Here is a 5,940-nt window from a genome sequence, read left to right as displayed (position 1 = left end):
AGAGGGTGGGATTCGAACCCACGGAGCCCCGCGAAGGGCTCAACGGTTTTCGAGACCGCCCCATTCGTCCGCTCTGGCACCTCTCCGCGCAAACCCTATTATAGGGTCCAGCAGGGTGATATACCAAAAGCTCCTCGAAACCGGGTGCCGCCTGCCATGATGCTTGGCCGGGGTTCCCGTTCCCTTCGTGCTTCATGCACCTCGAAACCACTTGCTCCGGTTCAGCCTTTGACTTATTTTGTTTATGCCAGGGATTTGGACGGAGGCCTTCTTCAGAGAGTCTCGCACATATCCCTCGAGTTGACCTCTTGCCAACCAAATTCCGCGTAAAAAAGAAAGGGCGAGCATCATCGTCACCACGTGGCTATGTCCGATGGTGGGGCAAGAACGTCCTCGAGAGTAAAAAGGGAGGTGGATTCGATGCGCAAAGCTATATCGATCCCTGTTCTTGTCTTCTTTCTCGGCCTGGTCCTCGCCACATCCGGGTGTGGCGAAAAGGAAGACGCCGGCACGGATGAGGTGGGGGCGGGGGTTCCTAAGAACGGTAAAGTCACCGTCGCCCAGGCATACCAGGCTTGCAAATCGGAAATCGAAAAGATGGAAGTTTCCGGTGACAAACTTTCCATGATCAAAGGCCGGATGGTGGACGGGAACGTGCTAGCCGAGACGTGGGATTTCACGCTGCTGGGACCGAGCACCGGGGCGGACTCGATAATGGAAAACCACGTGGCATGGGAGAGGGGAGAGGTGAAGTCCTGGTCATACGGGGAACAGACCACCTTGGGTTACGAAAACGTACCCGATTATTCCTATCTCTTCCATCCGATAGGCGGGGAGTGGCTGGACTCCCCGGTGGTGGCCGAAAAGTACACGGAAGAGCATCCGCAAACCGAGGTCTCCCTCGGAGGCATGCAGATCACTCTGAGTTACCTCTCCGATCCTTCCCGGGGGATAGAGGAAACGGTCTGGGGAAGTAATATGGGAGGGTGAACAGAACACTAGCACGGCGAAGCCCGTGTTGCTGGCAACCTACGACGCCACAAGCGGCGATTCGTTGCGACCTTCCGGGCTATGATGCGGGCGGGCCTTTCGTGCGATGCCTCACGGCCGCTGATACGGGGCCAACGACTCCGCCACCCGTCAGCGGCGTGAGATGAAGAACCCCCTCAGCAGGGCCAGGCATTCCTCCTCCAGGATGCCCTCGGTGACTTCCAGGCGGTGGTGGATGGTCTCATCGCTCACCAGGTTGTAACGGCTTCCCGCCGCTCCCAGCTTGAGGTCCCGAGCCCCGAACACCAATCGAGCTACGCGTGCCTGAACCAGGGCCCCGGCGCACATGGGGCAGGGCTCCAGGGTCACGTACATGGTGGTTCCCTCCAGGCGCCATCCTCCCAGCTGCCGCGCTCCCTCCGCCAGGGCCAGCATCTCCGCGTGGTCCAGCGGGTTGCCTGTGGTCTCGCGCCGGTTGTGGGCGCGGGCAATCACCTCGCCGTCCTTAACCAGAACCGCGCCCACCGGCACCTCTCCTTCTTCCGCCGCCAGGCGGGCTTCCTCGAGGGCTTGGCGCATGTAGTCCCTATCGTGCACCGGCCGGAAACCCCCTTGAACTTCACCTGTAAACTTCTGGTAATTGCCTGCTCACCGGGCGGATGCGGCCGATCTTTTCATCCCGGCCGGCAATATCCCCTCCTAAAAGCCAAGACGCAATCACCGGCATGGTGGTTATAAGTATTGCCATGCCCGGAAACAAAGTGACCTGCGAAGCAAACCCTTTCCTGTTTTGTGACCTTAACATTCTCCCGTGTGGCCTTAACCTTTTCTCGCTTGCTCAACTTTCCATGCCCCGGTTCCACCAACGCACGTCGTGCAACTTAAATACCCCCATGGGTATCACGATTCAAGACCTGACCCCCCTTTCGTCGTAGTAGGAGTGGAGGAGGAGATTCACGTCCTCGCGGGTGAGGGGGTTGCCGAAGTAGTCGTGAAGGCGTCCGCCCCGGCCCCAGAGGGGTTCCTCGTGGAACCAGGCCTCGGGGGGCCGGTCCTCCTCGGGGCCCAGCCCCTCCCGGGCGTTCAGTTCCCGGTAGAGTTCCCAGGAGGCGGCGGCCCTGGCCATCATCTCTTCCACGGAGAGCTCCATCCCGGTGACCGCGGCAAGGAGGTCCCTGATCAGCGCGGCGTGGTAGAAACGGTTTACCTGGAAGCGGTTGCAGATGCCCAGGGAGCTGAAGAGGCTGAACCAGTCCTCGGAGTAACGGGTCAACCTCCCGACGTCCAGCCTCCAAGGGGGAGAGAAGATGCGCTCCAGGGCGTCCTCCGGAACCCCCATGCGCTCCGTGAGCCGCCGCAGCCTCTCCTCCGGCAGGCTAGGCACGTAGGTGGCCGAACCAGCGCTGGCGGAGGTGGGGCCGCGGGGGGAGACCACCTGCTCGAACTCCATGGTGCCCAGCCCGCTCACTCGCGGGTCATAGAGGCAGTCCTGGTCGCGCACCAGCATGGTGTACCGCCGCGTGTGCTCTCCGAACCAGGCCAGGGTCCCCTTCCAGCCCGCGGCCAGGGCCTTGCCGATATCGCCCCTCCCCTCAGTGACCCGCCAGGCCAGCTCGCGCAGGATGTCCGCTCCCCTCGCCAGGGGGATCCCCTCCGCCTCGCCACCCTTTATTATCCCGTGTTCCCCGAGTTCCAGCAGGTAAGCCGCCTGCCAGCTCAGGGTCATGAAGTCCAGGCCCAGGTCGTCCAGCAGGGCCAGGGTGGACGCCGCCTCCTCGGCGTCCTTCATCCCCAGTGCGCACCCCAGGATGGCCGCGTTTAGAAAGGAGGTGGAATACACGGTCCTCCCTGAAGAGGGCAACAGGAGCTCGTCCTTGTCGGGCAGGAAACAGGAGGGGCAGGAAAGGCGCCTCTTTTTCAGCCTCAAGTAGGCCTGGGGCCCGAACCTCTCGTTGGCCTCCTCGAGGTCCCTCTCCGTGGCCCCGTGGGGGAGGAGCTGCGCGGCGTACATGGGCCAGGCCCCGATCATCCCCAGCTCGGCGGCGGCCTCCCGGAGCTCGTATCTCTCCAGCCTGCGGAAGAGATCCCTCACCAGCGCGTGAAGTCCCGCGGGGTCAGCGATCCGCACGGCGCCGTTCCCCTTGACCAGGACCGCCTTCAGGTTCTTGGACCCCATCACCGCTCCCAGGCCTCCCCGCCCCAGGGTGGCGCTGGCGTCGATCATGGCCAGGGAAGAGTGCACCAGGTTCTCCCCCGCGGGACCGATGGCCAGGACGGAAAAACCCGGGTACCTATCCCAAAGCGACCGGGTGGTTTCCAGGATGCCCTTCCCCCACAGGCCCCCGGCGGGGACAAACTCCACCCTCTCGTCCTCCACCACCAGGGCCACCGGCCCGGGCGACCTCCCCAGGATGACCAGGTGATCCCACCCAGCCCACTTCAGGTTGGCCCCCAGCCCCATGCTCCCGGAAGCCGAGGCCACGGCACCGGTCAGGGGAAAGCGCGCGTTGGCCATTACCCGGGAGGCGCCCGGGACCAGCGTCCCCACGAAGGGCCCCGCCCCCAGTATTAGTGGGTTCTCGGGGGAGAGAGGGTCGGTGCCGGGGCGCGAGTGATCGAGGAAGAGGCGGTTGTTGATCCCGAATCCGCCCAGGTAGGCTTGCTCGTAGGAAGATGGGAGGTCGGAAGCCTTGACCTCCCTTCTCCCAAGGTCAACCTCCAATATTCGTCCCGCGTATCCCCCCGGCATGTTCCCTCTCCTCCCTTTCCGGGCTCCGGAAGGCTTTCCTTCCGGGAAAGCTCCCTCTCCCCTCAATCCGCGTTAATATCCCGCCCACTCCTGGCTTGCTACCTCTCCTTCTTTTCCGAGCTCCGCAAGGTGTATTAGCGTGGATGTCGTGCTTCTACGCGATTCCTCGATATACGTTCCGGACAATCACCGTGCTTCATCCCATCCTTTTCCAGGCACGTGAGCCTTTCCCGGTCCTTCATGCCCCGGATTCCCGGGGTCCCTTTTCTCCTTCCAAGGCACCGGAAGGGCAGAAGGAGACGCAACGAGCGCACCGGTCGCAGTCAGAGGTAAAGGTTGCGCGGACCTCCAGGTCCTGGAAGGCAAGGACAATTCGGCTTGCGGCCGGCCCACAATCCTTCCGGTGGAGCAAGGAACAGACCATCTGGCACGTGCGGCATCCAGTGCACCTGTCGGGATGGTGGATCACCGCTGCCTCCTCTTATAAGCCGCGCCTATCGGGGACATTTTATACCCTTTCGCCTGCCCGGTCACCGCTGCCGTCGAGCGACCGCCCGGGCCTGTGTATGACAGGGGCCAACCTTCCCGCCGCGCCGCCGTGACCATCCGTCCCCGGCACCCGCGGAAATCTGCGCGCGGAAGACGAAAACACGGTGGGGCGCCGAGGGCCGGAACGTTATATCCTGAGGGCCGAACGATAATGCTTATAATACCGCCTGGTCGAATGAGCTTCCGGCCCCAAAAAGGATAAAGTTTAGCGTCACGCTAAACGATATATTGTATGAATTGGCCCTCGGAGGGCCTCGGGCGCACGGGGGCGGAGGATCCGGAAGGAGGTAAGGTGGCCAACAAGCTGGCGCAGGAGATAGAGAAGATCCTCTCCGAGGCGGTGGGCGAATTCATCGCCAAGGCCACGGTAAAGAAGAATTGCGAGCTCATCGGTTGCACCCCGGACACGCTTACCCCGGCACAACTTCCGGAACTGGCGGAAAAGATAAGCAAGTCCGTTTCCTTCTTCTCCGGGAAGGACGTGGGCACCACCCTGGCGGAAAGGATAAAGGCCCTCAAGGCATAGCGAATGGCATCCCGGCAACGGTAACGCACACTGGGCACACGTTCTCCCCCTGGAACATGGTTTCACGGTGAGGATTCAAGAACTCGCGCGCAATCCCGCCCTTAGGGCCCCCACGAACGAGCGGTCCAACCAGAGGCGGCCTTGCGCCTTACGGTCACCAGCCAGCATTCAAGTCCATATTGCCGGAGCACGCCAGGCCCGTCCTCCGGTCACGCCCAAGCCGCCACCGACCGGCGCCCGTGAAAGGTCTGGAAAGGATTTCCTTTTCCCATGATTCGGCTACCTAAAGGCTCCCCGCCCGTAGAAAGGTCTCCCATTACCTGGGGAGCCCAAGGGAGGCGACCACCTCCTCGAGCCTCTCCCTCTTCCCCTTCCATCTCTCCTCGCGGTAAAGGGGCGGGCAGTCGCGGAGGCGGTGCTTCTCCTGCAGCAGGAGTAGGGCGAAGGCCAGGCAGCCCTGCTCCCCACACTCCCGGCAGTTGGTCTGGGGGAGCAGCCCGTAGATGTCCAGAGGCTTTATCTTAATCTTCCCCTCGTAGACCGGTTCTATCTCCTCCCGGTGCTCATGGACGTAGTTCAGGCGTTCCACCAGCCAGTCCAGGGTCTCCTCGGCGTCGGCCACGTCGTCCGCCTTGGCGATGGTCACCCGGCGGGGATACACGGTGACCAGCCGCGGCCCCTTAGTGAAGGTGAGGGCCGGTCGGTCGGAGGCATAGGTCGGGACCTCCCCATCCTCTGGACCCTCCTTTCCCTCGCCCCCTCCCACGTAGGTGGCGTTGGCCAATACCGCGTTCAGGTAGGGGAGGAGCTCGCTCACGTCCACCGGGATGCGGGCGATGAGACGTATCTTGGTCTCGTCGGCGAAACAGGGTTCCACCTGCTCGATGTCTATCCTCTCGATGAGCATTTCCCCTCCTCCCAACACGCCCGGGTTCCTTTCCTCCCAAGACGTGCAGGTCATTCAATCCCTCGGTGCCTTGCCCTCCTCACGGACCACCCGTTGGCGGCAAGGACCTCTTCGGCATCCGCCAAGGCCTTCCTCACCCCCTTCACGCCGGCGCTTTCCAGGATAACTCATCTTCTACAGTTGCATTTCCAAAATACCAGGTAGATGGGCATTTTTGGG

Annotated in this window: 5 protein-coding genes; 2 read left to right on the top strand and 3 right to left on the bottom strand. The window is 62.5% G+C overall.

The annotated features are described in order from the left end of the window. The first annotated feature begins 420 nt into the window (after window positions 1-420). On the top strand, window positions 421-990 hold the full coding sequence (locus QME84_12665) for a hypothetical protein (GenBank protein ID MDI6875115.1): 570 nt from the start codon (window positions 421-423) through the stop codon (window positions 988-990). Between the two features lie 150 nt (window positions 991-1,140). On the opposite strand, the gene tadA is transcribed toward QME84_12665, so the two are convergent. Both tadA and QME84_12655 read right to left on the bottom strand, forming a co-directional pair. Further along, on the bottom strand, window positions 1,141-1,587 hold the full coding sequence (gene tadA / locus QME84_12660) for a tRNA adenosine(34) deaminase TadA (GenBank protein ID MDI6875114.1): 447 nt from the start codon (window positions 1,585-1,587) through the stop codon (window positions 1,141-1,143). Between the two features lie 310 nt (window positions 1,588-1,897). Further along, window positions 1,898-3,739 carry an aldehyde ferredoxin oxidoreductase N-terminal domain-containing protein gene (locus tag QME84_12655; protein MDI6875113.1) on the bottom strand — a complete coding sequence of 614 codons (1,842 nt, stop codon included), beginning with the start codon at window positions 3,737-3,739 and terminating at the stop codon, window positions 1,898-1,900. A gap of 841 nt (window positions 3,740-4,580) precedes the next feature. Between QME84_12655 and QME84_12650 the strand changes: the two genes are divergently transcribed. Next, window positions 4,581-4,814, top strand: a complete 234-nt coding sequence (locus tag QME84_12650) for a hypothetical protein (GenBank protein ID MDI6875112.1) — start codon at window positions 4,581-4,583, stop codon at window positions 4,812-4,814. Between the two features lie 316 nt (window positions 4,815-5,130). Here QME84_12650 and QME84_12645 read toward each other — a convergent pair whose 3' ends face one another. After that, entirely contained in the window at window positions 5,131-5,721 is a 591-nt protein-coding gene (locus QME84_12645; GenBank protein ID MDI6875111.1) for a (Fe-S)-binding protein, read from the bottom strand. Between the last annotated feature and the right edge of the window lie 219 nt (window positions 5,722-5,940).

The organism is Actinomycetota bacterium (genome assembly GCA_030019255.1).
Classification (GTDB): domain Bacteria; phylum Actinomycetota; class Geothermincolia; order Geothermincolales; family RBG-13-55-18; genus Solincola_A.
The sequence above is the reverse complement of the archived record's forward strand: the minus strand, read 5'-3'. Positions and strand labels throughout refer to the sequence as shown.